General features: G+C 73.3%; 23 protein-coding genes. 10 read left to right on the top strand and 13 right to left on the bottom strand.

The window, feature by feature from the left end:
* Positions 1 to 189: 189 nt before the first annotated feature.
* The 5 genes from WMF31_RS18590 (at position 190) to WMF31_RS18610 (ending at position 3,746) form a co-directional block, all read left to right on the top strand.
* Complete coding sequence (locus tag WMF31_RS18590; RefSeq protein WP_436603233.1) at positions 190 to 543, top strand: DUF4398 domain-containing protein; 354 nt, start codon at positions 190 to 192, stop codon at positions 541 to 543.
* Positions 544 to 570: 27 nt separating this feature from the next.
* A complete protein-coding gene (locus WMF31_RS18595; RefSeq protein WP_436603234.1) occupies positions 571 to 1,113 on the top strand; it encodes a DUF4398 domain-containing protein in 543 nt (180 codons plus the stop codon).
* 123 nt (positions 1,114 to 1,236) lie between these two features.
* Positions 1,237 to 1,914, top strand: a complete 678-nt coding sequence (gene lspA, locus WMF31_RS18600) for a signal peptidase II (RefSeq protein ID WP_436603235.1) — start codon at positions 1,237 to 1,239, stop codon at positions 1,912 to 1,914.
* A gap of 147 nt (positions 1,915 to 2,061) precedes the next feature.
* Positions 2,062 to 2,805, top strand: a complete 744-nt coding sequence (lspA, locus tag WMF31_RS18605; RefSeq protein ID WP_436603236.1) for a signal peptidase II — start codon at positions 2,062 to 2,064, stop codon at positions 2,803 to 2,805.
* A gap of 2 nt (positions 2,806 to 2,807) precedes the next feature.
* A complete protein-coding gene (locus tag WMF31_RS18610) occupies positions 2,808 to 3,746 on the top strand; it encodes a prolipoprotein diacylglyceryl transferase (RefSeq protein WP_436603237.1) in 939 nt (312 codons plus the stop codon).
* 220 nt (positions 3,747 to 3,966) lie between these two features.
* Here WMF31_RS18610 and tatC read toward each other — a convergent pair whose 3' ends face one another.
* The 3 genes from tatC to rlmN are packed head-to-tail and all read right to left on the bottom strand — an operon-like array spanning position 3,967 to position 6,820.
* A complete protein-coding gene (gene tatC / locus WMF31_RS18615; protein ID WP_436603238.1) occupies positions 3,967 to 4,851 on the bottom strand; it encodes a twin-arginine translocase subunit TatC in 885 nt (294 codons plus the stop codon).
* Positions 4,848 to 5,483, bottom strand: coding sequence for a Sec-independent protein translocase protein TatB (gene tatB, locus WMF31_RS18620; RefSeq protein ID WP_436603239.1), 636 nt, complete (start codon positions 5,481 to 5,483; stop codon positions 4,848 to 4,850). Before tatB ends, tatC begins: the two co-directional genes overlap by 4 nt.
* A 44-nt stretch (positions 5,484 to 5,527) precedes the next feature.
* Complete coding sequence (rlmN, locus tag WMF31_RS18625) at positions 5,528 to 6,820, bottom strand: 23S rRNA (adenine(2503)-C(2))-methyltransferase RlmN (protein ID WP_436603240.1); 1,293 nt, start codon at positions 6,818 to 6,820, stop codon at positions 5,528 to 5,530.
* Between the two features lie 200 nt (positions 6,821 to 7,020).
* On the opposite strand from rlmN, the gene WMF31_RS18630 reads away from it, so the two are divergent.
* Together WMF31_RS18630 and WMF31_RS18635 are read left to right on the top strand one after the other, a co-directional pair.
* Positions 7,021 to 7,257 carry a DUF433 domain-containing protein gene (locus WMF31_RS18630; protein WP_129348184.1) on the top strand — a complete coding sequence of 79 codons (237 nt, stop codon included), beginning with the start codon at positions 7,021 to 7,023 and terminating at the stop codon, positions 7,255 to 7,257.
* 2 nt (positions 7,258 to 7,259) lie between these two features.
* A complete protein-coding gene (locus WMF31_RS18635; RefSeq protein WP_436603241.1) occupies positions 7,260 to 7,622 on the top strand; it encodes a DUF5615 family PIN-like protein in 363 nt (120 codons plus the stop codon).
* A 511-nt stretch (positions 7,623 to 8,133) separates the two neighbouring features.
* On the opposite strand, the gene WMF31_RS18640 is transcribed toward WMF31_RS18635, so the two are convergent.
* From WMF31_RS18640 to WMF31_RS18670, 7 genes are all read right to left on the bottom strand, one after another.
* Complete coding sequence (locus tag WMF31_RS18640) at positions 8,134 to 9,300, bottom strand: DUF2169 family type VI secretion system accessory protein (RefSeq protein WP_436603242.1); 1,167 nt, start codon at positions 9,298 to 9,300, stop codon at positions 8,134 to 8,136.
* Positions 9,297 to 10,310 (bottom strand): hypothetical protein, encoded by a 1,014-nt coding sequence (locus tag WMF31_RS18645; RefSeq protein WP_436603243.1) that lies wholly within the window; start codon positions 10,308 to 10,310, stop codon positions 9,297 to 9,299. The genes WMF31_RS18640 and WMF31_RS18645 overlap by 4 nt, the downstream gene beginning before the upstream one ends.
* A gap of 9 nt (positions 10,311 to 10,319) precedes the next feature.
* Positions 10,320 to 11,309, bottom strand: a complete 990-nt coding sequence (locus tag WMF31_RS18650; protein ID WP_436603244.1) for a DUF2169 family type VI secretion system accessory protein — start codon at positions 11,307 to 11,309, stop codon at positions 10,320 to 10,322.
* 15 nt (positions 11,310 to 11,324) lie between these two features.
* Positions 11,325 to 11,768 (bottom strand): hypothetical protein, encoded by a 444-nt coding sequence (locus WMF31_RS18655; protein ID WP_436603245.1) that lies wholly within the window; start codon positions 11,766 to 11,768, stop codon positions 11,325 to 11,327.
* A gap of 27 nt (positions 11,769 to 11,795) precedes the next feature.
* Positions 11,796 to 14,126, bottom strand: a complete 2,331-nt coding sequence (locus WMF31_RS18660; protein ID WP_436603246.1) for a type VI secretion system Vgr family protein — start codon at positions 14,124 to 14,126, stop codon at positions 11,796 to 11,798.
* 167 nt (positions 14,127 to 14,293) lie between these two features.
* Positions 14,294 to 16,291: a DUF2169 domain-containing protein gene (locus WMF31_RS18665; protein WP_436603247.1), complete on the bottom strand. Its 1,998-nt coding sequence runs from the start codon at positions 16,289 to 16,291 to the stop codon at positions 14,294 to 14,296.
* A gap of 103 nt (positions 16,292 to 16,394) precedes the next feature.
* Positions 16,395 to 17,450, bottom strand: coding sequence for a hypothetical protein (locus WMF31_RS18670; protein ID WP_436603248.1), 1,056 nt, complete (start codon positions 17,448 to 17,450; stop codon positions 16,395 to 16,397).
* A 195-nt stretch (positions 17,451 to 17,645) separates the two neighbouring features.
* Between WMF31_RS18670 and WMF31_RS18675 the strand changes: the two genes are divergently transcribed.
* Positions 17,646 to 18,221: a peroxiredoxin gene (locus tag WMF31_RS18675; protein WP_436603249.1), complete on the top strand. Its 576-nt coding sequence runs from the start codon at positions 17,646 to 17,648 to the stop codon at positions 18,219 to 18,221.
* A gap of 10 nt (positions 18,222 to 18,231) precedes the next feature.
* Positions 18,232 to 18,666, top strand: a complete 435-nt coding sequence (locus WMF31_RS18680; RefSeq protein WP_436603250.1) for a TlpA family protein disulfide reductase — start codon at positions 18,232 to 18,234, stop codon at positions 18,664 to 18,666.
* A gap of 22 nt (positions 18,667 to 18,688) precedes the next feature.
* Here WMF31_RS18680 and WMF31_RS18685 read toward each other — a convergent pair whose 3' ends face one another.
* Genes WMF31_RS18685 through mxcG form a run of 3 tightly spaced genes read right to left on the bottom strand, consistent with a single transcriptional unit; the run spans position 18,689 to position 25,720 of the window.
* Entirely contained in the window at positions 18,689 to 19,963 is a 1,275-nt protein-coding gene (locus tag WMF31_RS18685; RefSeq protein ID WP_436603251.1) for an MFS transporter, read from the bottom strand.
* On the bottom strand, positions 19,956 to 21,278 hold the full coding sequence (locus tag WMF31_RS18690) for an aspartate aminotransferase family protein (RefSeq protein WP_436603252.1): 1,323 nt from the start codon (positions 21,276 to 21,278) through the stop codon (positions 19,956 to 19,958). The genes WMF31_RS18685 and WMF31_RS18690 overlap by 8 nt, the downstream gene beginning before the upstream one ends.
* 47 nt (positions 21,279 to 21,325) lie before the next feature.
* Positions 21,326 to 25,720, bottom strand: coding sequence for a myxochelin non-ribosomal peptide synthetase MxcG (gene mxcG / locus WMF31_RS18695; RefSeq protein WP_436603253.1), 4,395 nt, complete (start codon positions 25,718 to 25,720; stop codon positions 21,326 to 21,328).
* Positions 25,721 to 26,118: 398 nt separating this feature from the next.
* On the opposite strand from mxcG, the gene WMF31_RS18700 reads away from it, so the two are divergent.
* Positions 26,119 to 26,349: a hypothetical protein gene (locus WMF31_RS18700; protein WP_436603254.1), complete on the top strand. Its 231-nt coding sequence runs from the start codon at positions 26,119 to 26,121 to the stop codon at positions 26,347 to 26,349.
* Positions 26,350 to 26,354: the final 5 nt, after the last annotated feature.

Raw genomic sequence — 26,354 nt, forward strand, 5'->3', positions numbered from 1 at the left:
GACGGACCGCGGCCGGCTCGCCTGGTACGCGTGGCAGGGCGCGGCCCGATCGCGGGCGGCGCTGGTGTGCCGGTTGCCTCAAGGTCGAGGCGGCTCGGCGCCGGAGCGCCGGCGTCGAGACCACCATCCGCTCTTTGACCCGCCTGCCTCGGCCGATCGCCGCCGGGGCAGGCCACGAGGTGTGCAGCGATGAGAGAGGCAGTGATCGTGACGTTCGTGTGCGCGTCGGCGGCGGGGTGCGCCGCGCGCGCGCCGGCCTTCAGCGAGCGGTTCAGCGCGTCGCAGGCGTCGATCCGGGCCGCCGAGGAGGTGGGGGCCGAGGCGATCCCGCGCGCGGACGCCCACCTCCACCTGGCGCGGGAGCAGGTGCAGCGGGCGAGGAGGCTCTCGGCCGAGGGCGCGGGCGAGCGCGCGCAGCTCATGCTCATGCGCGCGCAGGCGGACGCGGAGCTCGCGCTGGCCTACGCGCGCGAGGCGCGGGCCGAGGCCCGCGCGCACGAGGCGCTCGCGGAGGTCGAGGCCATCCAGCACCGGCTCCGGTAGCGGGCTCTCGGAAGGAGGTGCGGAGTCATGCGATGCGATCAGTGGACGATGGCCATGCTGCTCCTCGGCGGGCTCTCGGGGTGCGCGAGCGCTCCGCCGCCAGCGGAGCTCGTCAGCGCGAGGAAGAGCTACGAGCGCGCCCGGACGAGCGCCGCGGCGGAGCTCGCGCCCGCGGATCTGCGCAGCGCCCGCGACGCGCTCGAGCGCGCCGAGCGCGCCCTCACCGGGGCGCTCGGGTCGATCGAGGCGAGGGATCTCGCCTACGTCGCGGAGCGCAGGGCGCAGCTCGCGGAGTCGCTCGGGAAGACGGCGGCCGCGGAGCGGCAGCGCGGCGCCGCGCTCCAGGCGTACGGCGAGGTGCACCTCGCGCTGCGCAAGCGGGGGGAGGCGGATCTCCTGCGGCGCGAGGCGGAGCGGTCCGAGGACCCCGGAGCCTCGAGCGAGGCCGGCCGGGCGCGAGACCCTCGACATCCGGAGGATCCCCGCTCCCCGCGGCCCGGCCGGCAGGCGAAGACGCCGGAGCGACCGCGTGACGCGGAGCGTCCGCCGAGGATCGTGAACTGGCGATGAGCGGCCCTGGGCGGCGTGGCGCGGCGGCGGGCGGCAGGCAGCGTCGAACGAACGGACGAGGGCGCCCGCCGCCACGCCGGAGGTCGTTTGCCCCGGGCTGCGCCATCGCGTAGAAGCGAGGAGATGTCCTCCGATGCACCGCGCGGGTCGTCCGTCGCGCACCTGCCGGACGAGCTTCCCCCGGGCGAGCGGGCCTCGATCGCGTTCATGGCGGTCGTGGCGCTCGCCTCGTGCGCCGCCGATCTGGCGACGAAGGCGTGGGCGCACGCGAACCTCGCCGGGTTCGACATGAAGCGGTCGGGCGCGAAGATCTTCACGGTCATCCCAGGCCACCTGGATCTGATCTTCGCGCAGAACCCGGGCGGCGCCTGGAGCTTCTTGCGCGGCCTCCCGGACGGCCTGCGGCGGCCGTTCTTCCTGTTCGTCTCCGCCGCGGCGATGGTCTTCATCTTCTCGATCTACCGGCGCGTCCACAGGGACCAGACCGCGATGAAGTGGGGGCTCGCCCTCTCGCTCGGCGGCGCGATGGGCAACCTGGTCGACCGGATCCGTTACGGCTGGGTCATCGACTTCATCGACGTGTACATCGCCCGCGGCGGCCAGGAGCTCCACTGGCCCACGTTCAACGTCGCCGACATCGCGATCGTCGCCGGGGTCATCCTGATGTCGATCGACATGATCGCCTCCGCCCGCAACGCGCCCGCGACGTCCCCTCAGGGCGCATCGGCGGATCCGGCCGGCGGCGACGCCGCGTCCTCGCCGCTCTCGACGGAGGCGCCGCCTGCCCCGCCGGCGAGCTGACGCGCAGGAGCGGGCCGCGCGCCCGGAAGTGGAGGTGGGGGTGGGGGTGCGCGCGCCCGGAACCCGGAGATGAATCGGATGGCTGCGCGCCCGCGGAGGGAAGCCTTTGCGGGAGCGCTCGGTTTGTCGTAGAGGAACGCGTTCCGCATGACCGAAGACGCAACGCCGCGAGATGCTGACGTTGACACGAAGGGCGAAGGCGCGGGGCCGGAGCGCTCCGCGCCCGTGCCGTCGCCGGACGATGAGCCGCCGGCTCCCCGCGACGACGGGGGGCGCGCCGCCTCGCCGGAGGACGACGCCGACGAGGTGGTCGCGCCGGCGGCGCCCGCCCATCGCCCGGCGTACGGGTTCCTGCTCGCCGTCGCGCTGATCACGCTGGCCGCCGATCTCGGCACCAAGTGGTGGGCCAAGGACCGGCTGGAGCCGCGGCCGCTCACGGATCTCGCCGACGGGGTGCGGCCGCTCGCGCTGCGGAAGATCGAGGTGATCAAGGACCACCTGAACCTGGTCTACGCGAAGAACCACGGCGGGGCGTGGGGCATCCTCGGCGACGAGAGCGAGGCGATCCGCCGGCCGTTCTTCCTGATCGTGTCGCTCGCGGCGATCGTCTTCATCGTCTCGCTGTACCGCAAGCTCCATCCGTCGCAGATCGCGCTCAAGTGGGGGCTGCCGCTCGTGCTCGGCGGCGCGCTCGGGAACCTCGTCGACCGGGTCCGTTACGGGTACGTGATCGACTTCATCCAGGTCCGGTTCACGCCGACGTTCGTGTGGCCGACGTTCAACGTGGCCGACATCGCGATCGTCGTGGGCGTCGGGCTGATGGCGATCGACATGTTCGCGCCGCGCCGCGCCGAGCTCGGCGCGCCCGGGGCGAAGGCGTCCGCGGGCTGATCATGCGCCCCGAGCTGTTCCGCCTGCTCGACGTCGCGTTCCCTGCCTATTTCCTGCTGCTCCTGACCGGGTTCCTGTTCGCGACGGCGCTCGGCGCGCTCTGGGCGCGGCGCATCGGCGAGGATCCGGACGTGATCGTCGACCTGGGGCTCGCCTGCATGCTCGCGGGCGTCGTCGGCGGCCGGCTCCTGCACGTCATCGCCGACGGGTACTTCTGGGATTACGTGCACCTCTGCACCGATCCGTCGCAGGTCGACTGGAAGGTGGAGCAGGCGCTCTGCGAGCCGCGCTATCACGGCGTCTGGGACGCCGCGAAGGGGGTCTGTCACCCGACGGAGCGCGACTGCCTGGCGTGGGCGAAGTTCTGGGCCGGCGGGCTCACGTACTACGGCGGCTTCATCGGCGCGTCGGCGGCGGCGTACTGGTTGCTCAAGCGCGATCGGTTCCCGTTCTGGAAGGCGGCGGACATGGCGGGCTTCGCGGTGCCGCTGGGCCTCGGGTTCGGCCGGATGGGTTGCCTGCTCGCCGGCTGCTGCTTCGGCCTGCGCACCGACGGGGCGTTCGGGCTCTCCTTCCCGCCGAACAGCCCCGCCAGCGAGGCGCAGTTCAAGCTGCACGAGCTCGCGAGCGCGCGCATGCCGTCGCACCCGGTGCACCCGACGCAGATCTACGAGTCGGCCATGTCGTTCGCGATCGCGGCGTTCTGCCTGCTCTACGTGCACGGGCGGAAGCGGTACGACGGGCAGGTCTTCGTGACGTTCCTCGGCCTCTATGCGCTCGGCCGCTTCCTGCTCGAGTTCGCGCGCGCCGACGATCGCGGCGGCCTGCTCGGCCTGTCCACGTCGCAGCTCATCGGGCTCGCGATGGCCGGCGCCGCGGTGGCGCTGCACGTGGCGCGGAGCCGCAAGGCGGCGGCCGCGGCGGCGGCGCCCGCGACCTGAGCCGCTTCGCCGGGGGGGCGCCTCGCCGGGGAGTGGGGTACTTGCCCCACCCTGCGCGGACACCGGAACCGCCAAGGCGCCATAAAACGCCAAGATGTTTGTGTTTTTCTTGGCGTCCTCGGCGCCTTGGCGGTTCAAAAGACCCCACCTTCAGCCAAGGTACCTCACCATCCGTTGCCGGGGGCCGTCGCCTCGCCGGGGGCCGTCGCCTCGCCGGGCGTCAGCCCTTGGTGACTTCCGTCTCTTTTCGCTTCCTGTACGCCTCGCGCTGCGCCTCGGTCGGCGGCTTGCCGAAGACATACGCGAGGCCGATCGAGAGGACGTAGAGCAGGCACATCGGCACGGCCATGACGAGCTGGCTGGTGAGCTCCGGCGGCGTCAGGAGGGCGGCCACGATGAAGGCGACGAGCACGAACCAGCGGCCGAACAGGATGAGCTGGAGGTAGTTGACGACCCCGGCGATGGAGAGGAACAGCACGATCAGCGGGATCTCGAAGATGATCCCGAAGCCGAGCAGGAGCTGGGCGACGAAGTCGAGGTAGTCGCCCATCATGACCGTCGGCGTGATCGTGACCCCCTCGCCGCTGCCGACCGTGCCGGCCATGCTGAGGAAGTAGCCGAACGAGATAGGGAAGGCCGCGCGCCAGCCGAAGAGGCCGCCGCCCACGAACAGGAGCGTCGAGAACAGGACGAAGGGGATGACGAACTTCTTCTCGCGGGCGTAGAGGCCGGGCGCGATGAACGCCCAGAGCTGGTAGAAGATGAACGGCGAGGCGAGCGCTGCGCCGCCCAGCATCGACAGCTTGAAGTACGCGACGAACGCCGCCGCGGGCGCGCCGAAGTGGAGCGACGGATTGCCCGCCAGGCCCTCGCTCTTCCACGCCTCCACGAACGGGACGGTCAGGAAGTGCAGGAGCTTCTCGCGCACCTCCCATCCCACGATGCAGGCCAAGAAGAAGACGAGCACGCTCCGGACGAGCCGCTTGCGGAGCTCGTCGAGGTGCTCCCAGAAGGACATCGGCTTGTCTTCGCCGGCCTCCTCCTCCGCGGAGGCCCCGGTCGCGTCCGGGGAACTGCCCTTCGCCGCCGCCTGCTCCTGGCTCATGACGCCGCTCCGCTCCCGGCCGTCGGGCCCTCGGGCGCCGCTCGGGTCTCTGCCATGCTAGGGATCTCTGTCGCTGCCGTGATCGCTGCGGTCGCCGTGGTCGTCACGGTGGCCGTGGTCTCCGAGATCGCCGCCATCGTCGTGGTCGCGCCGCTCGCCGTCGTCTCCGCGCTCGCCGCCGTGGCGGCCTCCGGCGCCGCCGCGAGCCTGGCCGCGCCGTCGGGCTCGCCGTCGATGACCGCCCCGTAGGCGTCGCAGCCGAGGACGGGGTACTCGCGCTCGCGAAGCGGCTGTACGGCGGGATCAGGCTCGGGCTCGGGCTCGGGGGGCCTGATGCGCGGCGTGGCCGAGACCACCGTGCCAGCGGACGCGGCGCCGATGACGGGCTGGACCAGCGTCTCGATCACGTTGACGCGCGACAGGGCGCGGAGCTCGCGGATCTCGCGCTCCAGCCCTTCTTGGCGGATGAGATCGTCGATGCCGCTCTGCGACCGGAGGTCGGTCGTCATGCGGCGGAGCTTGGCGATCCAGCTGCCCGCCGTCCGCATCATGGCAGGCAGTCGTCGCGGGCCGACCACCACGATGCCCACGATGAGCAGCACCACGATCTCGCCAAAGCTGAAGCCGAACACGCGCGCAAGCTAGCGCGCGCGAGGGCCGGGATCCATAGCGACCCTCACGCCTCACGCGGGCGCGACGCGGGCCGCGGCGGCGCGCCCGGCGGGGCGGAGGCTGCTTCCGGCGCCGTTTCAGGCCGGGGCGAAGCCCGGCGGCCGCCCGGCCGCTGCGCGGGATCCTGCGCCCGGGCGAGCTGCCCGCAGGCCGCGCCCACGTCGCCTCCGCCCGAGTAGCGCACGATGGATCCGACCCCGGCGGCGGAGAGGACCGCGCGGAACGCCTCGAGCCGCGCCGAGCGCGCGAACGGGTCGACCGCCGCGATCCCGCCCTCGGCGTCGGCCGCCGGGGGCACGGGGGCGCCGGCCGCCGGGGGCAGGGGGGCGCCGGCCGCGCCGATCGCGTTGTACGGGATGAGGCTCAGGCGCGGGGAGATCCCGTGCTGCTCCGCGAAGCGGCGGGCGAGCGCGGCCAGGCACGCGGCGTCCTCGTCCGTGTCGTTCTGGCCGGCGAGCAGCGTGTAGGCCCACATCGGCGCGTGCCCCGTCGCGCGCGCGTGCTCGCCCACGGCGGCGAGCACCTCCTCGAGCGGGTGCGCGCCGTCGATCGGCATGAGCTGCCGCCGCCTGCCGGGGCGCACCGAGCCCAGCGAGAGGCCGAGCCGGACCGCGGGGACCTCGGCCGCGAGCCGCCGGATGCCGGACGGGAGCCCCGCGGTGCAGACCGTGATGTTGCGCATGTCGATCGCCTGCGCGCTCGGCTCCGAGAGCACCCGGATCGCCTGGATGACGCGGTCGGCGTTGGCGAGCGGCTCGCCCATGCCCTGGAACAGCACGCCGTGGACGCGCGCGGCGCCGCCCGCGCCCCCGGGGGACGCGGCGAGATCCCGGCGGATGAGCCGCACCTGCTCGACGATCTCCCAGGCCTCCAGGTTGCGCGTGAGCCCCATGCGCCCGGTGGCGCAGAACGCGCAGGCGAGCGCGCAGCCGACCTGCGAGCTCACGCACGCCGAGTACCGGCCGGGGCGCTCGAGCGGGATGCGCACCGACTCCACGATCGCGCCGTCGTCGAGGCGGAACGCGTACTTGACGAACGGATCCTCGGCGCTCGCGCGCCGCTCCACGAGCGCGAGCGTCCGGATCTCGCCGGCCGAGCGCGCGGCCTCGAGCGCGGCGCGCCGGAGGGTCGCGGGCGCGCGCGCGGGCAGCTCGCCGAGGCGGTGCGCCAGCGAGACGATGCGGCGCGCGTCGGTGAGGTCGATGCCGCACGCGGCGGCGAGGTCAGCCGGGAGCACGGCCTGGAGCGCGAGGCGGGCGCGACGTTCGTCCAGGGGGCTCAGGGGGGGGCGATCCACGGGGGCTACCGACTAGCGCGCCGGAGCGGCCCAGTCTACGGCCGCCAGCGGATGCTCCGCCCGAGCCGCGCGGCGCGGCGCGGCGCGGTGTCACGCTCGGGCTCGCAGGGGCGATCGTCGCGCTCCGAGCAGGCGCGTGGCGCAGCGGGACGCGGCGCATGGCGCGCCGACCGGTGCTAGGATGGGCGAGGAAGGACGGCATGTACGAGACGGATCGGATCACGAGCAGCCCCGAGGTGATGATGGGCAAACCGGTCATCCGTGGGACCCGCATCACCGTGGAGCATGTCCTCGAGGAGCTCGCCGGCGGCATGACCTTTGACGACCTGCTCGCGGCCCACCCCCAGCTCACCCGGGAAGATCTCTCGGCGGCCGTCGCCTTTGCCGTCGACGCCGTGCGCCTCGAGCGGCTCGGAGCGCTCCGGGCCGCTTCGTGATATTGGCCGACGAGAACATCGCTGCGCCCATCCTGGTGCGCCTGCGCGCGGACGGCATCACCGTCCTACATGTCGCGGAGATCGCCCCGACGATCTCTGACAGTGAGATCCTTCGGCTGGCTGCGGAGCGTCAGGCGATCGTCCTGACCGATGACAAGGACTTCGGTGAGCTCGTCGTGCGGGCAGGATGCGCTCACCGCGGGGTAGTCCTCTTGCGGCTCGCAGGCGTTCCTTATGCGAAGCGGGCCGAGATGGTATCCGGGCTCTTTCGCGAATACGGCGCAGAGCTAGAGGGAGCTTTCACGGTTCTATCCGCCGATGGTCGCGTTCGGATCCGGAAGCTCTCGGAAAAACAGCGACCCTAGACGGGGCAACAGATCCGCAGTCCCGCATAGCGAGAGCTCGTCCCACGAGGGGTTGAATCTGGCATGACGCCGGATCCAGGAGAGGCGCGAAAGGGGAAGGCCTGAAAAGGCGCTCATCGCCATGCGGCTTCCCGTTGCGCTCAGCGGATCCGCGTCCATTGACCACCCCGATGCTCCCACGTGCCCAGCGCCCCCCGGCTCGTCGGTACACACGTAGTGTCATTTCGCATGCAGATCTGTAAACGTCGGTACACACGTAGTGTCATTTCGCACGCAGATCTGTAAACGTCGGTACACACGTAGTGTCATTTCGCATGCATGAATGTAAGCGTGGACACGTTTTCCAGGGCGCCCCGCATCCGCCAGCGCCCGGGCCGCGCCTCCCGGGGCTCCTCCGCGCACTCTTCGCCGCGGGGAGGCGCCGGCTGCGGGCTCGCACGCGACGATCGCGCCCTCCTCGACGCGGGAGGCGTACGTTACGAGCGGATCCTCGGTGCTCGCGCGCCGGCGCTCACCACGCCACGCGGAGCGGCATCGTCGCCAGCTCCGCCGGCATGTACGGCCGGAGCGCCCTGGCCGCGCCCCGCCACACCACGGTGACCCGATCGTGATCGGGCTCGATCGTGAGCGTATGGATGACCGGATCGGTCCTGTTCAGCTTGCCGTTGCGGCCGTCCGTGGAGATCTCCGGCCGCTCGCCCGGGAGCCGGATCTCCCATTTCGGGTGCCGCGGGTGCAGGTTGTAGAGCACGATCTCCTCGCCGCCCGAGAGGTACGGGAGCTGAAGCCCCAGAGATCCGCAGCACGTGATGCGGAAGTCGACGTCGTGGTCCGGGTCGAGGAAGGTCTCCTTCAGGACGGACGCGGGGGCGAGGCCACGCCGCACCTCCTGGAACACGGCATCTTCCTGATCGTGGAGCGGCACGACCCCCATGTACGCGAGGCGAGGGAACCATCCATAGTCGAGCGCCCCGTACGACGCCGGGAGCGGCATCCGGGGCCACGCCCTGGTGCTGCCCACGACGAGGCGCTCGGGCGTGAGCCGGTCCTCGGGGTCCTCCAGGTTCGGGAGCTCGAGGGCCTCCAGCGCGTCCGGCGTGGCCTCGATGAGGTAGCCCTTTCCCGCGAAGTTGCGCGGATAGCTGTACTCGCTGGCGCCAGGGCCCTGCGCCTCGCGCGGCATGCACGCCTTGATCGGCGCCGCGGGATCGCCGAGCCGCGCCTCGGCCACGGCGTCGATGCCGCCGTACGCCCGATCGTGGCCGAGCGGCATGCGCTCGAACGGCGCCGGCTCCGAGAACAGCAGATGCCCCGCGTGCGACAGCGAGGCGCGCCTGTCGCCGAGGACGAGCACCTGCTTCGAGCGCTCCCCGATACGCACCGCCGTCAGGACCGACGAGGCGGCGCCGCCGGGCGCGTGCGCGTGCCCCAGCACCAGCACGTCGGTGAGCGGCTTCCAGGCGACCAGGTCCGTGTCGTGCACGAGGACCGCGGGCGCGTCCGGCGCGACGATGAGATCGTCGAACAGGGGGATCTGCTCGGGCGCGCGTGACAGGCGGCCGCGATCGTCGACGAGGTACGTCCGCTTGCAGACCACGGAGAGGATCGGCTCGCCTTGAGGGGCCTTCGCCGAGAGCTGGCGCGCCGTGGGACCCGGGGTGGAGTGCTGCTCGTTCATCGCGTGCCTGTGGGCGTGGGCGCAGGCCCGGGGGTCGGCGCCGGCGTGGGCGCGGGGGTCGGCGTGGGCGCGGGCGTCGCCGAGGGGGTCGGCGTGGGCCCGGGGGTCGGCGTGGGCGCCGGCGCAGGCGTGGGCCCGGCCGGCGACGACGGATACTCGGGGACCGAGCTGCTGTTGAAGTAGTCGTACACCGCGCTGTGCGCCCACCCGGTCGGATCGAAATACGAGGTCTCACCGAGGTTGAGGCCGCCGCCCAGCGTCCAGGGGGCCGAGTACCCGATCGGCGATCCGTGCCCGAGGATGCTGATGGCCGCGGCGGGGAGGTTCCCCGCGAAATACGCCGCGTACCGGTTCCACCCCCGGGCATGGAGGGCCGAGGTGAGCAGCGTGGCCGTCGGCAGGCGCTCGACGAGCCCGGGCGCGATGCGGCGCCACAGCGGGGCGGTGAGCCGGTCGATCCCCTTGCCGAACAGCTTCGTCGACGTGAGCTTGTTCACGAGGGCCTGCAGCGCCCAGTCGATGAGCGCCGCGGCGAGCCCCGCGAGGAAGTCCGCCAGCGTCATGCTCGCCTGCACGCTGGTCCACGTGACCACGACGCCCACGCCCGGCACCGGCGACGTGTACCCGAAGCAGTTGAGGTTGAGGTTGACGATCTTGGCGACCGCCACCGCGACAGGCGCGTCCTCGACGAGCACGGCGTTGACGCCGAACTCCGACTTGGACCCGGTGAGCGTGTTCCAGATGGGGAGCAGGAAGTGGGGGATGAGCGGTATCGGGACGTGGATGACGAAGAAGCCGATGTCCGTCCCCCGCTGCATCGTCTTGTTGCCGTCGCACAGCACCGTGGCGCTGTCCTTCGCCGTCGCGAAGCCCCAGATCGCCCAGTGGTTCATCCCGAACGTGATGTGAGGGAGCATCGGGATCACCGGCAGGCCGACCGGCGGCGGGAGCGCCGTGTGCGGGTCGACGCCGAACATCGGGTTCACGTGGACGAGGACGTTGCAGTACATGGATCGGCCTCAAAGGAAGAGATGGGCTTCCCTGATCTGCTCCGGGACCACGACGTACCGGAAGGGGAACCGATAGCTGACGAAGACACGCCCCTTGTCCGCCTCGACGCCGACCTGGTCGATGGCGAGCGGGCGCTCGTCCACCTCGTCCTCGAAGCGGACGCGGGCGCGCGGGCGGGCCTCCGGGAGGTCGATGACGAGCGGCGCGCCGCCGGTCACGCCGCTCACGGCGATGCGCGTGCCCGGCTCGATGGTGGGCACGATCATGCGCGGATGGGCCGCGTTGAAGAAGGTGGCGTCGAACTGGATGGGCGGCCCCGCGGCCGCGGGGTCGGGCTTGCCCGCCGCGTGCGCGCGGAGCGACGGGCCGGCGAGGCGCGCGAGGCGGAGGCCGCTCGCGGGAGGGCAGGGGCCCACGCCCGCCGGGAGCGGCCTGTCGTCCCAGGACGAGATGAGCTGATCGGGCTCCTCCAGGTTGGGGAGCGGCCGGTCCTCCGCGCTCTGCTGCGAGAGATAACAACCCACCCCGTCCGGGTTGAGCGGATACGGGACGTCCAGCCCGTCCCAGGTGTCCTTGCCGCCGAAGGCGTGGGCCATCGTCAGGGGGATCGCCTCGATCGGCAGCGGTGACGTCGGCGAGAGCCCCGACACGCCCTTTCGCCACACCCGTACGCCGAAGACCTCGATCTCCCGCTTCCACGCGCGGCCCACGAGGATCGACAGGGTGAAGCGCCGCGCGCCGGGCGCGTCGGGGCGCGCGTGGCCGAAGAGGAAGAGATCGACCCCGCCGCGGTAAAAGAGCTGATCGGTGTCGATGACGCCGTGCTCGCTCTCCCACGGCTCCGCCGAGATCCGCCACGGCTGCTCCTCGCTGGGCACGAGCTCGGTCCCGCGGAGGTCGTAGGTGATCTTGGTGACGAGCGACGCCGCGATGCGGTCGTCGTCGATGGCCGTGCGGAACAGCCGCGCGGGGAAGCGGGTGTGGTTCTCGAGCTCCATGTCCTCGCGATCCGCTCAGGAGCCCAGCCGGATGCGCTCGCCCTCGACCCGCACGTCGTCGTTGGCCTGGATGCGCACGTCGCCGCGCGCCGAGCGGATGTGCTGGCTGTGCCCGACGGTCTCGAGGCGGCCAGCGGCCTGGACGCGCGCGTCGCCGTCCGTCGTGAGGGAGACGCCGTTCCTGCCGTGGAGCGCCAGGCTGTCGGCCTCGATCGCGAGCGCCCCCGTCGTCGCCAGCGAGAGGTCGGCCCCGCGCACCGCGAGGCGGATGCCCTCCGGGCCGATGGAGATCTCCAGGTGCGCGGCGCCGCTCGCGTCCACGAGGTGGAGGTGGTTGCGCCCGTGGCCCCCCTCGACCACCAGCGAGTGGCCGTGCGCAAGGGCGATGGTGTGGGGCGCGGCGCCCCCCTCGGGCGCGGCGTCGGGGGGGGAGGTGCCTTCCGGATCGTGCGCGCTCATCAAGGTCCTCGCGGGGCTCGGCTGCTCTCAGTTGAGGCGGATGATGCTGCCTTTGATGACGGTCTCGCCGCTCGCCTCGATGTTGATGGAGTCGCCGGTCACCTTGACCGCGGCGCCCTTCGCCTCGAACGACGCCCCGCCGTCGACCTTGGCCGCGCCGGTGTTCACGGTCCACGTGCCGGCGGTGACGGTCTTGGCCGCGCCGACGTCCTCGGTCGAGTCGGCGCTCGTCCCCGTGGTGCGCGTGCCGATGACGGAGTCGCTCAGCGCGCCGATCTGGACGCGGGTCGTGCCGCCGAGCTGGACGTCGAGCCGGCTGCCGAGCTGGAAGTCCTTGCGGCCGCCGATCTGCACCTCCGTCCGGTCGCCGAGCAGGAGAGAGGTCTGGGCACCCGCCTGCAGCTCGGTCTGGCTGCCGACCTGGATGTGCGTGCGATCGCCCTTCAGCGTGACCGTGTGGTTGCCGGTCTGCGTGCGCGACGAGTCCCCCGTCACCACCTCGGTCTGGTTGCCCGTCTGCGTCAGCGTGCTGTCGCCGACGATCGTCTCCGTGAGATCGCCGGTGAGCGTGAAGGTCCGGTTGCCGGTGATGGTCTCGGTCTGGTTGCCGGCCGGGAGCGTGATGGTCTGGTCCGCGCCGACCGTGATCGACTGATTGACGCCGATGACGACCGTCTGGTTGTTGCCGATCTGGATGGACTCGTTGTTGCCGACCGTGTGCGTGCGGTCGTTGCCGACCGTGAGGGAGTCGTTGTTCCCGACGGTCGTCGTCCGATCGTTGCAGATGGTCACGGACTCGTCGTGCTTGACCAGGATCGTCGCGTCGCGCTCGGCCTGGACGCGCATGAGCTCGCTGCCCGGCGCGTCGTCGAACATGATCTCGTTGTACCCCGACCCGCCGATCGTCTGGGTCCGCCACCCGCTCTGGGTCTTCTGCGCGGGCAGCGCGTAAGGCACCTTCTGCAGGTTCGTGTAGACGCGGCCCACCACCACCGGCCTGTCCGGGTCGCCGCCCAGGAAGTCGACGATCACCTCCTGGCCCACGCGCGGGATGTTCATGTGGCCGAAGCCGCCGCCCGCCCCCGTCTGGGAGACCGGGATCCAGCACGACGAGTCGTCGTCCCCTTTCCCCTCAAGATCCCAGTGGAACAGGACGCGCACGCGCCCGAACTCGTCCACGTGGATCGTCTCGCCCGGCGGCCCGACGACGGTGGCCGTCTCGATCCCCTGGGACTTGGGCTTGGTCGTGGAGAGCGGGGGGTGATAGGGCACCTCCGCGCTGACCGCCCGGCAGGCGTGGGTCCAGTCCCCGCCGTACGTGCCGGAGAGCTCCGCCGACGTGACGAGGAGCTTCTTGCCGGGCGCGACCTCGCTCTTCGGGTGGTCGAGGAAGGTGACGACCATGCCCGGCGCCAGATCATGGCAGTTCGTCTCGAACTCGACCGTCCTGGCCGTCGCGCGCTTGGCGGCGAGCCGCCTCTGGGCCATCTCCGCGCCGACGCGCTCCTCGGTGCGGTACTTCCCCTTGTCGTCGGCGACCGGCGTGTCGTCCCCCTTCGCGCTCTCGAACAGGAACGCGCCGGGCACGTAATGATACCGCTCGAGGTTCTGCTCCGGCGCGTTGCCGTCGGTCTTCGACTGCATCAGGCGGTACGCCGGAGGCCTGCGGTAGTCCTGATCGCGCAGCGTGTATTTGCCCGGCCGGACCCTCCGGCCGATGCGCACGGCGGTGACGTGCTCGAGGTCGCGGCCCCCCGGCGCGTCGAGGAACCGGATCGGCCGGCGCGCCTCGTCGCCCTGCGGCGCGTCGCAGAGCACGAGCTTGCTGTCGCCGGAGGCGGCGTCGAAATAGAAGCTGATCCCGGCGTCCTCCAGCATCCGCGAGAGGAAGGCGAAATCGCTCTCCCCGTACTGGACGCGGTACTTGCGCTTCTTGTGCTCGAGCGAGATGCGCCGGTCGAACGGGACGCTCCACTCGCCCAGGATCTGCTCCACGATCTCGAGCTCCGACAGGCGCTGGAAGATGCGGTTGCGCCGGCGCTGCGTCAAAAGCCAGAGGGGCGGCGCGATCTCGATCTGGTACGTCGACAGGCCGTCCGGCTCGACGGCGACCTGCTGCAGCGACGTGCAGATGCCGGACCAGGTCCGCGAGGCCGGCACCTCCGCGCCGAAGTACATGGTGAACGAGGCGGGATACCCGACGACCGCATCGAAATCGATATCCGGATTGGGGCTGTGCACCAGGAGGGTCACCGAGAACAGCTTCGATATCCGCTCGGTGACCTGGAACTTCCGCACGTCGAGCGCGTCGCCGGAGGCGATCTGGACCGACAGGAGGTGTGAAGAGGGTGTGGTCATGACCTCATCTCACAGGGTGGCAGGATGGCGCCCGGCAGGCGGATGCGTGAAGGACGGACGCTCCATGTTAGGTGCGCGTGCCACGGCTGCAAGCGCGGTGTTTGGCCGCGGAGACCTCCGGAGCGGGCCCTGCGCGAGGCGGCGAGGCGCTCGGCGCGGAGCGCCCCTCAGCTTGCCCGCGCCCTCGCCACGGCTTGGCGTACGGCGTCGCCGAGCGCCGCGTCGCGGGCAATCCTGCCGATCCACGTGCGCTGGACGCGGATCGCGCTCTCGCCCGGCAGCCCCATGTCGCGCAGCGCCTCGGCGAGATCGCCGCGCTCCATGGCCACGGTGATCCGCGCGAGCTCATCGGGCGAGATGGGCCCGCGCTCGCGCTCGAGCTGCGCCACGTAGGCCGCGTCGTAGGCGCGGAGCAGCCCGCTCCGGCCTCGCCCGAGCTCGCGCTTGATCTCCGCCGCCCAGCGCGCGCGGAGCCGCGCCCACGCGGGCTCGGTCAGCCGGGTCTCCCGCAGGATGCGCTCGCTGTCGCGCGGGCGCAGCGAAAGCGAGGCGTCGAGCGCCGCGCACGCCTCGACGGAGAGCTCCTCCGCCGACGCCTCGGGCTGCTCCTCGGCGGTCAGAAGCTCGGCGGTCGCCGGCGGCGCCGGGAGCATCGCGGGCGCTCGGTCGCCCTCGGCCGGCGCCTCCGGGCGGGCAAGCGCCTCGAGCCGCGCCAGCGGGCCGAGCATCGGCGGCTCGACGGGCGCCGCGAGGGGAGGCGGCGAGGGCCCGGCGGCCTCCGGCGCGCTCACGGGCTCGTGCGGGGCGGTCTCCAGCGACGGAGACGACGGCGGCGCGTGGGGCGGGGCGAGCTCGGGCGCCGATGGCGGAGCGGTGGTGCGCCCCGTCACGGTCGAGGAGAAGGGGAGCACGTCGTGCGGCGCCGCGGCCTGCGACGCGAAGGCCGCGACGTCCATCGTGGTCGAGAAGGGGAGCACCCCGTGCGGCGACGCGGCCTGCGGCGCGAAGGCCGCGACGTCCATCGTGGTCGAGAAGGGGAGCACCCCGTGCGGCGGCGGCGCGGACGGCGGCGCAGGGGGCGCGCTCGCCGCCGTGCCCCCGAACGGGAGCACCCCCTGCGGCGGCGCGGTGAGCCCCGTGGGGAGCGTGTCGGTGACGGCGCGCTCGCTCGCCGGCGCGGCGGACGCCGGCGCTCGATCCGCCTCGGCGAGCGTGATCACCACCTGCCCGGCCTGCTGCGGGTGATCCAGGAGGACGTTCGCCCGCCACGTCAGCGTGCAGGTGCCCCGGTCCGTGTCGATGCACAGCGTGTCGCACCGGAGCCTCCGCTCCTGCGCGGTCGCGCCGCCCAGCTGCACGAGGGCGCGCGGCACCGCGGCCCGGAGCTGCGTGACCAGCCGCGGGTGGATCGGGTGCAGGTTCTCCAGCACGATGCGCTCGTCGGGGCAGATCTCGTCGAGCTGCTGATCGGGCGGGGCCGCGTTGAAGTAGCTCGCGTCGATGTCGTGCGGCATCGGCTGCTCGTGCCAGCGCTCGTGATCCCACGTCGCCGCGTGCCAGCCCAGCCAGTGCGCCCTGCTCGGCCAGTCGGGGGCGATCGGCCCCAGGCCCGCCGGCTCGAGGACGTCGAGGCGACCCGTGACGTGGGGGCCCGCCGGCTGGAGGTTGGGCGCGGGCGCCGCCCCGCGCCCGTCGGGCGCCGCGCCCGGTGAGATGCCCACCGGGTTCGCCGTGCCGGAGCCGCCGGCCGCGCGCTCCCACCGGAGGGGCATCTTCGCGAACGGCGCGGGCTCGGTCGGCGTCCGATCCGCGGTGAGCGCGCAATCCCCGAGCACCGCGATCGACTTGTCGATCGCGCCCACGGCGAGTCGCGCGATCAGCGACGTGACGGGCTGCCGGCCGGGCGCGTGGGCGTGCCCGACGACGAGCACGTCCGCGCGCCGCTTGAAGGGGGCGAGATCGCTCGCCAGGTACAGGCTGCAACGACGGTCGTCCTCCCAGTAGACGTCCGTCGTGGTGGGCTCGTCCTGCTCCTGCGCGAGCGGCGACTCACCCGGCGTGAGCGTGTAGGTCGCCTTGCAGACGATCGTGAGCGCCCACGCGCCGGGCTGGGGTTGCCAGAAGCAGGACGCCACCCTGAGAGGACAGGCCGAGACGACATCCATGCGCGGCGAGTCTAACGCGGGCTCGCGCGGGAGCGCGGGATGAAATCCAGCGCGGGCTCGCGCGGGAACGCAGGACGAGAGCGCGATGTGCGGCGCCAGTCGCTCAGGGCGGCGGCCGCTCGCGCGTGAGGCGCAGGGCGAGCGCGACCCCCACGATCGCGCCGCCGCCGCCGCCCACCGCGAGGTGCCAGCCTTCGAGTGTATCGCTCGCGCGGAGCAGGCCCAGCGCGACGCCGGCGAGCCCGAAGAGCCCGAGGCCGACCAGCGCGCCCACGGCGAGGCCGATCCACGCGTGCGCGACGCGGGCCCCGGGCGGCGTCCTGAGGGGCGGCAGCGACGCGAGCTGCTCCTCGACCCCGTGAGGCCGTGGCTCGAGCCCGAGCAGCGCCCGCAGCTCGGAGGCGGCGCGGAGGTGCACGGCCTGGCCGGGGAGGGCGGCGGCGGTGAGCGGGCGCGTCGCGCCGGCGCGGTCGACGAGCACGATGCGCCCGGCCGGCATCGGCGCCTCTCCCTTGCTGAGCCCCACCTCGCGGACGACCCCGGCCTCGACGCGGACCTCCGTGACGCCCTCGAGCGAGACCTCACGGGACGAGACCGGCAGCGCGAGGAGATGGCGGCGGACGCGGAGCCCGGCGCCGCCGTGCGTGACGTCGATCCGGAAGCGCCCGAGGCCCTTGAGGGACGGGTACGCCATCGTGAGCCCGAACCCGAGCAGCCCGATCGAGAGCAGGAGCATCCACCACGGGCCGCTCAGCGTGACGTCGATCCTCCGCTGGCCCGCGAGGCCCGCGCGGATGGCAGCGACGGCCTCTCCGGCCCGCTCGGGCGTCACCTGCATCAGGCGGAGCTCGCGCCCGCCGTCGAGGACGAGGACGACCGCGCCGTTCTTCCCCCCCTTCGAGCCCCGCACGATGTCGGCGCGCGCGTCGCGCAGCGCGGACATCGGGAACCCGCGCGTCCTCGATGCGATCGTGTGCGTCACGACGCACCTCGCGCCCGGCGTGCAGACGAGGCGATCCCGCTCGAGCGCGACGAGCGCAAGGAGGGGCGCGACGAGGAACATCACGAGGGAGAGGCCGAGGCGACCGGGGCGGATGGGGAACGGGCCGTAGTGAATGCTGCCCGTGGCGTGCTTGCGGGCGGGCTCGCGGAAGGCCATCGGGGAGCAGTGTACTCCGGCCGCGCAGGCGCCCTGAAGCGCGCGGTCGTCCGCCGCGCGACAGGCCGCGCGACCAGCCCGCCCGCCGCGCGGCACGGTTGACGCCGCGGGCCCCTGCACCACGACCTCCGAGCTGACGCTGTCGCCAGCGCGCCGGCCGCTCGAGCCCTTCCTCGACCAGGCCACGGAGGAACCATGTCCATCGCCAGAGTGGGTGAGCTCGCCCCCGTGTTCACCATGCCCGTGTTCGATCCCGCCGCCCCGAACAACTTCGATCTCAGCGTCTCCCTGTCCGACTACAGCGGTCGATGGCTCCTGTTCTTCTATTATCCGATGGACTTCACGTTCGTCTGCCCGACCGAGCTCCTCGCGCTGGCCGACAGGAGAGCGGAGTTCGATCAGCTCGGCGCGAGCCTCCTCGGCTGCTCGACCGACACGATCCACACCCACCGCGCCTGGGCCATGACGCCCAGGGAGCACAACGGCATCTCGGGCGTGAATTACCCGATCGGCGCCGATCACTCGGGCGAGGTGGCCCGCGCGTACGGCGTGCTCATCGAGGGCGTCCACGTCGCGCTGCGCGGGCTCTTCATCATCGATCCGAAGGGGATCCTCCAGTACGCGGTCATCCACTCGCTGAACATCGGCCGCTCCACGGACGAGACGCTCCGCGTGCTCGCGGCGCTGCAGACCGGCGGCCTCTGCCCCTCCGACTGGAAGCCGGGCAAGGAGACGATCCACGCCGGGGCGGGGCCGCGCCGTGCTGCCTAGCGGCGCGCCCATGCCCTCGCTCGACGGGGCGACGCGCTGGCTGCACGGCGAGCCGACGCGCGAGGCGCTCTCGGGCGCGCCGGTCCTCGTGAACTTCTGGGCGCTGTCGTGCTCCATCTGCAAGGACAACCTGCCCACGCTGCGCGCGTGGAAGGAGAGGTACGGGCCCCGCGGCGTCCGCTTCGTGTCGGTCCACATGCCGCGCCAGGAGTCCGACACGCGCGTCGAGCAGGTGGAGGCCTTCGTGAAGCAGAGCGGCATGGGGGAGCCGGTCGCCATCGACAACGACCACACGATCGGCGACCGCTTCCAGACCGACGGCCTCTGGCCCGTGTACTTCCTGTTCGACGCGAGCGGCAAGCTCAGGTCGCGGGCCGCGGGCGCCGCGGCGCTCTCGCACCTCGAGCGGACGCTCGAGCAGCTCGCGCCGGGGGAGGGCGGCTGAGCGGCGGCGGGGCGCCTCCGGCCTACGCGCCCTCGCCGCGCAGCGCGCGCGCAGGGCCGGCGCCGGCCGCCGAGGACACGGCGACGCGGCGCTCGATCCAGAGCAGCAGCGGCAACGAGGCGAGCGTGAAGGCGATCGCCAGCGCGGCCACGCCCTCCATGCCGTCGAGGCGCCGGTCCGGGAGCTCGCGCAGCATCCTGGCGGACAGGAACGCGGCGAGCGCGGACGCGAGGTGATCCAGGGCCGACTGCATGGCGCCGAAGCGCGCCCGCTCCGCGGGCCGCGGCACCCTGGAGACGAGCGTGCTCTGGGCGATGTTGCGGATGGTGCTGCCGGTCATGAAGCCGACGAAGACGACGAGCACGGGGAGGCCCGGCACGTAGGAGTGGAACCCGGCGTAGAGGACCGCGACGAGCAGCGCCGCCCCGGCCGCGCTCGTCCGGAACGCGCCGATCCGGTCGATCACCACGCCGGCGACGCGCATGACGACGAAGCTGAGCGCGCCCCCGGCCAGGTAGAGCAGCCCGAGCCGCTCGCGCGGGTAACCGAGGTTGTGCTGCGCGTAGGCCGAGATGTTGGGGATGATGAGGAACGCCGCCATGGTGACGGCCGCCGTCGCCGCGTACGCGAGCGAGACGAGCGGGCGCGTGACGAGCGCGCGCAGCTCGCGGAGCGCGCTCCCCGCCGCCCGGGCGCCGGCGAGGTGGCCGCGCATCGGGGGCAGGAGCAGGCGCGCGAGGCCCGCGACGAGCAGCCCGAGCGCCGCGACGGCGAAGAACGGGATCTGGAAGCCGCCGCGCCGCGCGAGCTCCAGGCCGACCGGCACCCCGAGCACCGCGGCGAACGAGTACGCGCCCATCACGACGCCCATCGCCCGGCCGCGCCGCTCGGGCGGGATGGCGTCCGCCACGATCGAGAAGGCGATCGCGGTCGCCGGCCCCCCGAAGGCGCCCGCGAGCACGCGCGCCGCGACGAGGCTCGAGAGCCCCGTGGCGAGGCCGCCGGCCGCGGTGCCGGCGACGAGGCCCAGCAGCGCGACGAGGAGCGCGCTGCGCCGGTCGAACCGGTCGAGGAAGGACGCGCAGGCGACGCCCGAGAGCGCCGCCGCCGCGGTGTAGCTGCCGCCGATGAGGCCGATGTCGGACATCGAGATGCCGAGCGCGACCGCGAAGTCCGGCCCGAGCGGCATGACCATCATGAAATCGAGGAGGTTGACGAACTGGACCGCCGCGACGAGGAAGAGGAGGCTCCGCTCGGAGCGAGCGCTCGGCACGACCGGCGCGCCCCGCTCAACCACGGGCCCTGTCGCCCGCGCCCGGCTCGAGGAGGCCGCGGCTCGCCATCTCGAGGAGCGCGTCGTGCGCGGCGTCGATCGTGTGATCGATCTGCGCCTCGGTGTGCGCGCCGCAGAGGAAGTTGACGTCGCGGCGCAGCAGCACGCCGCGCCTCGCCATCGCGCCGACGAACGGCTCCGCGCGCCTCGTGTGGAGCGCGAGGTCGTCGGCGAAGAGGAAGAACGGGATCGCGTCGTACCCGAGGACGCGCAGCGGGAAGCCCGCCCGCGCCGCGCGCTCGTTGATGCCCTCGCGCAGCCGCCGCCCGAGCGCGGCGATCCGCGTGATGTAGTCGGTGTCGCGGTACTCGCGGAGCGCCGCCTTGCAGACCTCCAGCGAGAGCATCTCGCCGCCGAACGTCGTCGACACCTGCAGATCGGCCAGCTTGCTCATCACCTCGCGCGGCCCGGCGATGGCCGACAGCGGCATGCCCGCGGCGATGCCCTTGGAGAGGCACACGAAGTCCGCCGTGATCCCGTAGTATTGCTGCGCGCCGCCGAGCGCGAGGCGGAAGCCGGTGACCACCTCGTCGAGGACGAACAGCACGCCGCGCTCGCGGCACCGCGCCTTGAGCGTGCGCAGGAACTCCGCCGAGACGCACCGCTTGTAGGGGAGCGAGAGCAGCACGAGCGCGAGCTCCGAGCCCTCCTTCGCGATCAGGTCGAGCAGCGGCGGCTCGTCGGCCTCGGCCATGAGCGGCATGCGGTAGGTGTACTCGCGCAGCACCGCCGGCACGCCGGGCGTGTCGAACATGAAGTGATCGTGCCAGCCGTTGTAGCCGATGGTGACGACCTTCTCCTTGCCGGTCACGTGGCGGGCGAGCCGGATGGCCGCGGACGTGGCGTCCGCCCCGGTCTTGAAGAAGCGCGCCATCTCCGCGCCCGGGATCAGCGAGATCAGCTCCTGGGTGGCGGTGACCTCGATCTCCGTCGGCAGCGAGTGCAGGAGGCCCCGGTCGAGCCGCTCGAGGAGGGCGCGGACGACCGCGGGGTGGTTGTGCCCCAGCGTGTTCGCCCCGAGGCCGCAGATGTAGTCGATGTACTGGTTGCCGTCGACGTCGCGGACCAGCGCGCCCTCGCCGCCCTCGAGGTACACCGGGAACGAGCCGAGCGAGAACATCTCGGGCCGCTTCATGAGCGACTGGGTGACGCCCGGGATGAGGCGGCGCGCCTCGGCGAGCAGCGCGTTCGAGCGGTCGAGCCGCAAGGCCTCCCCGGCCTTTCGCGGCAGCTCTCGTCCCGGCGTCCTGGTTCCTGCGTCGATCGTCTGCGTGGTCATCGTGGTCGTCCTCTCAAGCTCGTTCGCGTTGTCTCGGTGGGGCGTGGTCACAGGGCGCGCGGCGGGGCCTGCCCCGGGCCCGGAGGGCGCGGCAGGAGGCCTCGTTCCACGCAGTGGTCGAGGTAGCGGTGGAGGAGCGCGCGATCGATCGGCGGGCAGACGACCCCGCTGCCGGCGAGGCCGCGCGTCACGTTGTCGCAGCGCACGCGGCCGAGGCCGAAGGTCGCCTCGCCCCCGGTCGCGCCGGGCTGCAGATCGAAGAAGGCCAGCGTGGCGCTGTCGGCGGCGTCGGCGCGGTCCCGGAGGCGCGCGCGGAAGATCGGGACCGGGCACCGCTCGACCGGGTAGCCGTAGTCGCGCGCCCAGCCGAAGACCTCCGCGAGCCGGACCTCGGGCCCGGGGGCGACGTTGTAGACGGCGCCCTGCGCGGGCTCCGCGAGGGAGAGCCGCACGATCGCGCGTGCCACGTAGTCGACCGGCGTCCACACCTCCCGCACGTCGAGATCCGGCAGGAGCCCGGCCGGGATGCCGGCCCTGAGCAGCCGGAAGACCAGGTCCTGCTCGTTGACGAGGCCCTCGCCGGGCGCGCCGACGACGCGGCCGAGGCGGTAGACGGCGACGGGCAGGCCGCGCTCTCCGGCCTGCTGGACCAGGCGCTCGGCGGCCCACTTGCTCTGCTGGTAGCCGTCGGAGAGGCCCGGGTGCGGCGGCACGAACGCCTCGGGGACCTCGGGGCTCGCGGCGACCGACGGGGCCACGGCCAGCGTCGAGACGTGGTGCAGCGGCTTCGGGCGCGCCGCCGCGGCCAGCCGGAGCACCTCGCGCGTCCCGAGCACGTTGGCCGCGCGCAGGCTCCGGTAGTCGCGCACGACGCTGACCACCGCGGCGTCGTGGTAGATGGCGTCGCTCCCCCTGGCGAGCTCGTCGAACCGCTCCGCGCTCAGGCCGCACAGCGGCAGCGCGAGGTCCGCGGGCACGGCGACCACCCGCGACGCGAGATCGGCCGCCGGCAGGCGCTGATCCTGGAGGGCCCGCTGGATCCGCGCGGCGGCGTGCGCCTCGCTCTCGGCGCGCACCAGGCAGACGACGCGGGCGTCGGTCTGCGTCAGGAGCTCGTGGAGCAGGTGCGCGCCGACGAAGCCGCTCGCGCCGGTGAGCACGATCTGGCGAGGCCGGGGGGGCGATCCGGACGGCGCGAGCGACCGGGGGACGACGTCCTCGGGGAGCTCGGCGTCGGCGAGCATGGCGTCGTGGGGCCCGCCGCGCGCCGCCGCGCTCGCCGAGGGCTCGAGCGCGCCCGCGAGCTCCGCGACCGTGGGGTGGCGGAACACCGTGGCCACGGGGATCTCGCGCCCGAGCTCGACGCTGAGCCGGTTGGCGACCTGGATCGTCTGCAGCGACTGGCCGCCGCGCTCGAAGAAATCGTCGTGCGGCGACAGGTCGCTCACGCCGAGCACCTGCTCCCAGACCCGCAGCACGGCCTGCTCGAGCGCCGTCGCCCCGGCGGCGGCCGTCGAGGCCGCGGCCGCGATCGGCGCCTTGCGCAGCGCCGCCCGGTCGATCTTCCCCGAGCTGGTCCTCTCCAGCCGGTCGGTGAGCACGAAGGCGGTGGGGACCGCGGCGGCCGGGAGCAGCGACCGCGCGTGCCGGCGGAGATCGGCCAGAGGCGGGGCGGGATCGCCGGCGACGACGAACGCGGTCAGCCGCTTGCTGCCGTCCGGCGACGCGTGCCCGACGACGGCCGCCTCGCGCACGGACGGGTGGCGGAGCAGCGCGGTCTCGACCTCGAGCGGGTCGACGCGGTGGCCGCTGATCTTGAGCTCGTCGTCGACGCGGCCGACGAAGACGAGCTGCCCGTCGTCCCTCGCCCGGACCAGGTCGCCGGTGCGGTAGGCGCGCGGGCGGCCCGGGAGCTGGTCGAGGCGGACGAAGCGCGCCGCGTCGAGCTCCGGACGCCCGAGATACCCCCGCGACAGCGCGGGGCCGATGAGGTGCAGCTCGCCCACGGCGCCCCGCGCGACCGGCCGGCCGCGCGCGTCGAGGAGGGCCGCGCGGACGCCGGGCAGCGGCGTGCCGATCGGGACCTCGTCGCCGGCGTCGTCGCCCGCGCCGGCGCCGCTCAGCGTCGCGACGGTGGCGACCACGGTGGCCTCGGTGGGGCCGTAGGTGTTGAGCAGCCGCACCGTGGGGCCCACGGCGGCGCGCCAGCGCGCGACGCGCTCCGGGAGCGCCGCCTCGCCGCCGATGATGACCGTGCGGACGCCGGGCGGGAGCGAGGCCGCGCCCGTCGAGACGCTGTACGCGAGCTCGTGCCAGAACGCCGTGGGCAGGTCCAGCACCGTGATCCCGTGCTCGGCGCCCGCCTCGAGCAGCCGCGGCACGGACTGCAGCATCTCGTCCGTGCGCAGCACCAGGGTGGCGCCCGCGCACAGGGTGAGGAAGATCTCCTCGACGCTGGCGTCGAAGTGCAGCGGCGCGAACTGCAGCACCCGGTCGTCGCGGCCGAGGTCGTAGCGGCGCGTCGCGCCCGCGACGAAGTGGGCGAGCGCGCCGCGGCTCACCATGACGCCGTTCGGGCGGCCGGTGGAGCCGGAGGTGTAGATGACGTACGCGAGGTGCTCGTCCGCCGCCGGCGCCGGCGCCTCGGCCCGGGCCGGGGGCGCCTCGTCGTCGAGGAGCACGAGGCGCGTCGCGCGGGCGCCCTCCAGCAGGGCGCGGGCTTGCGCGGCGTGCTCGGAGGTCGTCACCAGGAGGGCAGGGGCGGCGTCGTCGAGGATCGCCGCGGTCCTCGACCCCGGCCCGGCCGGATCGAGCGGGAGGTAGCCCGCGCCCGAGAGCAGCACGCCGAGGATCGCCGTGATGGCGTCCACGCTGCGCGGCAGGAGCACCGCGACGAGCGTGTCCGGCCCCGCGCCGTGCGCCGCGAGCCGGGCCGCGAGCGCCCGGGCCGCGCGCTCGAGCTCGCCGTAGGTCGCGCGCCGCGGGCCGTGCTCCAGGGCGATCGCGGCCGGCCGCTCGCGCGCGCGCTCGGCGAATTGCTCCACGACGGAGCGCGCCGGCGCGGGCAGCGGCCCGCCGTCGAGCAGCGCGCCGCGCGCGGGCGGCGGCGCGCCGGCGCCGGGGCGATCGTCGAGCGCGGCGTCGTCGACCGCCTGGTCGGGCGCGGCGGCGAGCGCCGAGAGGAACGCGAGCAGGCGCTCCTTGTGCGCGGCGAGCTCGTCGGCGCCGTAGCAGGCCGGGTTGGCGTCGAGATCGACCCGCGGGCCGCGCCCGTCCGACCGGGCGTACACGCCGATCGACAGGTCCTCGACCGGGCCGGCGGAGATGTTGTGCGCGATGGCCCGCTGGCCCGCGAACCGGAGGTCGTAATCGAACGGCATGATGTTGACCACCGGGCCGAACAGCCGCTTCTCGCCGCCGATCCGCCTGAGATCGCGGCGGAGCTGCTCGTAGCGGTAACGCAGGTGGGGCCGGATCGCGCGCACCTCCTCCGCGACGAGCCGGGTGAGCTCGGTCAGGCTCGCGCCGGGGCGGACCGGCACGCGCAGCGGCACGATGTTCATCACCATGCTCGGGACGCGCAGCGACGCCGAGCCCAGGCGCCCCATCACGGGGAGCCCGAGGACGACCTCGGGCGCGCCGGTGAGGCGGGACAGGTACGCCGCGGTCGCGGCGACGATCGCGTCGGGCCAGCTCGCGCTCGCGCCCGCGCGGCGCGCCGTCGCCCGCAGGCTGTCCATGCACGCGGGCGAGAGCGAGGCCGTCTGCCGGAGGAAGGTGCGCGACATCGGCGCGGGCCGGTCGGTCAGGCTCACCGGCGCGGGCCGGTCGGCGAAGCGCCGTGACCAGAACGCGCGATCGCGCTCGAGCGCGGGGGACGCGCGGTAGGCGAGATCCTCCTCCACGACCCGGCGCAGCGGGCCGAAGGCGCTGTCGCCGCACGGCCGAGCCTGGATCCGCGCGGTGTAGAGGTCGGCCACGCGCCGCGCGATCAGCGAGAAGCCGTAGCCGTCCAGCGCCACGTGGTGGGCGCGCTGGTACCAGAAGGTGCGATCGGGCCCCGCCGTGAAGAGGGCCTCCGCGAAGAGCGGCCCGCGGCCGAGGTCCACGGTCTTGCCGAGATCCTCCCGCATCCACGCGAGGGCAGCCGCCCACGGGTCGGGCGCCGCGCTGACGTCGACGTGGTGCACCGGCCCGTCCGAGGAGGGGCCGAGGATCTGCCGCGGTCCGCCCGGCTCGTTCGTGAAGCGCATGTGCAGCGCCTCGGCCTCCGACACGGCCTGACGCACCGAGGCCTCGAGGACCGCCCGATCGACGGGCCCGAGGATCTCGATGCACTCGCCCGCGTTGTAGACCGGGCTCGCCGGGTCGAGCTGCTGGCCGAGCCAGATGCCGTGCTGCGCGGCCGACAGGGGCCAGCGCGCCTCTCGAGGATCAACCATGGACAGTCCCTCCTGGTTCAGCCGGCGCGCGATCCGCGCCGCGCCCGCGCGAGGCGGGCAGGGCGCGGGCGCCGCGGAGGCCGTCACGGCGCCGAGGCGGCCGCGACGCGCGGATCCCACGCCGCCGGGGCGCGCGGCGCCCGCCGGCGGGGCAGGGCCCCTGGCCCCGAGATCACGCCGGACAGCGACCACCGCGCGCTGCGCTGAAAGCCAATCGTCCGTCGACGAAGGCGAACGAGAAAGTGAAAACTACTTTCAAGTTCACTAATTGAGCATTCTGGATTTGTCAATAAAAATTGATCAGGAGACGCATGCCCGCTTGACATCAGGGAAATCACCGTGCTACTCATGCATTGTAGAGATTGAAAGTGACTTTCATTATTGAAAAGAGATCAGGCATGAGCGACCCGACGCAGAAGGAGAGGGGGCCGCTCGCCAGCCGGTGCGTTCACTGCGGCGTGGCCAGCGACGCCGGGTGCGATGCGCTGCGCTGCGACTGCGGCAGCATGCTCGCCCGGCTCGTGCCCGGCGGCATCGAGCTGAAGTGTCGGCGGTGCAAGCGCGTCGTCGTCGTGCCGCTCTCTGCGGCAGAGGAGAGCGCCGTGTCCGAGGAGGGCGTGACGGGTTGAACCCC

It is taken from the genome of Sorangium sp. So ce1036, from assembly GCF_051369805.1.
Classification (GTDB): domain Bacteria; phylum Myxococcota_A; class Polyangia; order Polyangiales; family Polyangiaceae; genus Sorangium; species Sorangium cellulosum_F.

Excerpts from the sequence above, each read along its gene's own strand:
- WMF31_RS18590 (WP_436603233.1), top strand. The coding sequence starts at position 190 with ATGAGAGAGGCAGTGATCGTGACGTTCGTGTGCGCGTCGGCGGCGGGG.
- WMF31_RS18595 (WP_436603234.1), top strand. The coding sequence starts at position 571 with ATGCGATGCGATCAGTGGACGATGGCCATGCTGCTCCTCGGCGGGCTC.
- lspA (WP_436603235.1), top strand. The coding sequence starts at position 1,237 with ATGTCCTCCGATGCACCGCGCGGGTCGTCCGTCGCGCACCTGCCGGAC.
- lspA (WP_436603236.1), top strand. The coding sequence starts at position 2,062 with ATGACCGAAGACGCAACGCCGCGAGATGCTGACGTTGACACGAAGGGC.
- WMF31_RS18610 (WP_436603237.1), top strand. The coding sequence starts at position 2,808 with ATGCGCCCCGAGCTGTTCCGCCTGCTCGACGTCGCGTTCCCTGCCTAT.
- tatC (WP_436603238.1), bottom strand. The coding sequence starts at position 4,851 with ATGAGCCAGGAGCAGGCGGCGGCGAAGGGCAGTTCCCCGGACGCGACC.
- WMF31_RS18630 (WP_129348184.1), top strand. The coding sequence starts at position 7,021 with ATGTACGAGACGGATCGGATCACGAGCAGCCCCGAGGTGATGATGGGC.
- WMF31_RS18640 (WP_436603242.1), bottom strand. The coding sequence starts at position 9,300 with ATGAACGAGCAGCACTCCACCCCGGGTCCCACGGCGCGCCAGCTCTCG.
- WMF31_RS18645 (WP_436603243.1), bottom strand. The coding sequence starts at position 10,310 with ATGTACTGCAACGTCCTCGTCCACGTGAACCCGATGTTCGGCGTCGAC.
- WMF31_RS18650 (WP_436603244.1), bottom strand. The coding sequence starts at position 11,309 with ATGGAGCTCGAGAACCACACCCGCTTCCCCGCGCGGCTGTTCCGCACG.
- WMF31_RS18655 (WP_436603245.1), bottom strand. The coding sequence starts at position 11,768 with ATGAGCGCGCACGATCCGGAAGGCACCTCCCCCCCCGACGCCGCGCCC.
- WMF31_RS18660 (WP_436603246.1), bottom strand. The coding sequence starts at position 14,126 with ATGACCACACCCTCTTCACACCTCCTGTCGGTCCAGATCGCCTCCGGC.
- WMF31_RS18665 (WP_436603247.1), bottom strand. The coding sequence starts at position 16,291 with ATGGATGTCGTCTCGGCCTGTCCTCTCAGGGTGGCGTCCTGCTTCTGG.
- WMF31_RS18670 (WP_436603248.1), bottom strand. The coding sequence starts at position 17,450 with ATGGCCTTCCGCGAGCCCGCCCGCAAGCACGCCACGGGCAGCATTCAC.
- WMF31_RS18675 (WP_436603249.1), top strand. The coding sequence starts at position 17,646 with ATGTCCATCGCCAGAGTGGGTGAGCTCGCCCCCGTGTTCACCATGCCC.
- WMF31_RS18680 (WP_436603250.1), top strand. The coding sequence starts at position 18,232 with ATGCCCTCGCTCGACGGGGCGACGCGCTGGCTGCACGGCGAGCCGACG.
- WMF31_RS18690 (WP_436603252.1), bottom strand. The coding sequence starts at position 21,278 with ATGACCACGCAGACGATCGACGCAGGAACCAGGACGCCGGGACGAGAG.
- mxcG (WP_436603253.1), bottom strand. The coding sequence starts at position 25,720 with ATGGTTGATCCTCGAGAGGCGCGCTGGCCCCTGTCGGCCGCGCAGCAC.
- WMF31_RS18700 (WP_436603254.1), top strand. The coding sequence starts at position 26,119 with ATGAGCGACCCGACGCAGAAGGAGAGGGGGCCGCTCGCCAGCCGGTGC.